Annotated in this window: 2 protein-coding genes; both read right to left on the bottom strand. The window is 71.2% G+C overall.

The genetic code is table 11. The features are described 5' to 3' along the window. Positions 1-1,368, bottom strand: a 1,368-nt coding sequence (locus ADK57_RS11250) for a lysine N(6)-hydroxylase/L-ornithine N(5)-oxygenase family protein (protein WP_053749259.1), incomplete at its 3' end; no start/stop codon positions are given. Beyond that, on the bottom strand, positions 1,365-2,176 hold an 812-nt coding region (locus ADK57_RS11245; RefSeq protein WP_234390129.1), incomplete at its 5' end, for a pyridoxal phosphate-dependent decarboxylase family protein. The genes ADK57_RS11245 and ADK57_RS11250, both read right to left, overlap by 4 nt.

Here is a 2,176-nt window from a genome sequence, read left to right as displayed (position 1 = left end):
GGCGGGTGGGATGTGGGGCTGCTGTTGGAGTCCGAAGGTGGTGAAGGCGGTGCGGGCGGGGAGGGGGTAGGGGTCTTTCTCCGTCAGCGTGTTGAGGATGGTGGCGCTGCGCCAGGCGGCGAGGCCGAGGTCGGGGGTGCCGACGCCGTGGGTGTGGCGTGCGGTGTTCTGGACGTATGCGGTGCCGGTGACGGAGGGGTCGAGGACCAGGCGGAAGTGCGTGTCGACGCGGGGGCGTTCGTGGCTGTCGCGGCGCAGGTGGGGGTCGAGGCCGGCGAGGATGCGGTCGAGGGGGCGTTCGCGGTGGCCGGTGGCGAGGACGACGGCGTCGGTGGTGAGGCGGGAGCGGGTGTTTTGCTGGATGTGTTCGAGGTGGAGTTCGATCTTGGCGGTGGCGATGCGGCCTGCGGTGCGGACGCGGATGCCGGGGGTGAGGACGGCGTCGGGCCAGCCGCCGTGCAGGGTGCGGCGGTAGAGCTCGTCGTGGATGGCGGCGATGGTGTCGGCGTCGATGGCCTTGTGGAGTTGCCATTGGGTGGTGACGAGGCGGTCGCGGACGTCTTCGGTGAGGGCATGGAAGTAGCGGGTGTAGTCGGGGGTGAAGTGTTCGAGGCCGAGCTTGGAGTACTCCATGGGTGCGAAGGCCTCGGTGCGGCCGAGCCAGTGGAGTTTCTCGCGGCCTGCGGGGCGGTTGCGGAGCAGGTCGAGGAAGATTTCGGCGCCGGACTGTCCTGAGCCGATGACGGTGACGTGGTCGGCGGCGAGGAATGTGTCGCGGTGGGCGAGGTAGTCGGCGGCGTGCACGACGGGTACCGCGGGGGCTTCGGCGAGGGGTTTCAGGGGCTCCGGTACATACGGTTCGGAGCCGATGCCGAGGACGATGTTCCTCGTGTACGTCCGCCCGAGGGCTTCTGCCTCTCCCTCGGCGTCGAGTTGGGTGAAGTCGACTTCGAAGAGGTCGCGTTCGGGGTTCCAGCGGACGGCGTCGACCTGGTGGCCGAAGTGGAGTCCGGGGAGGTTTTCCGAGACCCAGCGGCAGTAGGCGTCGTATTCGGCGCGCTGGATGTGGAAGCGCTCGGCGAAGTAGAAGGGGAAGAGTCTCTCGCGGGCCTTGAGGTAGTTGAGGAAGGTCCAGGGGCTGGCGGGGTCGGCGAGGGTCACGAGGTCGGCGAGGAAGGGGACTTGGATGGTGGCGCCCTCGATGAGGAGTCCGGGGTGCCAGTCGAAGGCGGGGCGTTGTTCGTAGAAGACGGTGTCGAGGGCGGTGAGGGGGTGGGCGAGGGCGGCGAGGGAGAGGTTGAAGGGGCCGATGCCGATGCCGACGAGGTCGCGGGGCGCGTCGGGCTCGTGGTGTGGGGGGTGCGTCATCGGGGGGTGGTTCCTTCCACGAGTTTCAGGAGGCCGGCCAGGTCGTCGGGCCGGGTGTGGGGGTTGAGGAGGGTGGCCTTGAGCCAGAGGCGGCCGTCGAGGCGGGCGCGGCCGAGGACGGCTCGGCCGTGGGTGAGGAGTGTGCGGCGTACGGCGGCGACGGCGTCGTCGGTGGTGCCCGCGGGCCGGAACAGGACGGTGCTGATGGTGGGCCGGTCGTGGAGTTCGAAGGCGGGGTGGTCGTCGATGAGGGTGGCGAGGGTGTGGGCGTGTTCGCAGACCTGGTCGACGAGGGCGCCGAGGCCGGTGCGGCCGAGGGTTTTGAGGGTGACGGCGATTTTGAGGGCGTCGGGGCGTCGGGTGGTGCGCAGGGACCGGCCGAGCAGGTCGGGGAGGCCGGCCTCGGTGTCGTCGTCGGCGTTGAGGTAGTCGGCGCGTTGGTCGAGGGCGGCGAGGTCGCGGGGGTGTTTGACGGCGAGGAGGCCGGCGGCGATGGGCTGCCAGCCGAGTTTGTGCAGGTCGAGGGTGATGGTGTGGGCGGCGTCGAGGCCGGTGAGTTTGGTGCGGTGCCGGTCGCTGAAGAGGAGGCCTCCGCCGTAGGCGGCGTCGATGTGCAGGCGGGTGTGGTGGGCGCGGCACAGGGCGGCGATCTCGGGGAGGGGGTCGATGAGGCCGGCGTCGGTGGTTCCGGCGGTGGCGGCTACGACGCGGGGGCCGGGGAGGGTGGTGAGGGCTTCGTCCAGGGCGACGGGGTCGAGGGTGCCGGCGGGGGGGGGGGCGGAGGCGGGGGCGGGGGGGGCGGGGGGGC

The sequence above is a fragment of the Streptomyces sp. MMG1533 genome (genome assembly GCF_001279775.1).
GTDB lineage: Bacteria > Actinomycetota > Actinomycetes > Streptomycetales > Streptomycetaceae > Streptomyces.
Note: the sequence above shows the minus strand (reverse complement) of the source record. Positions and strands in the feature narration are given on the sequence as shown.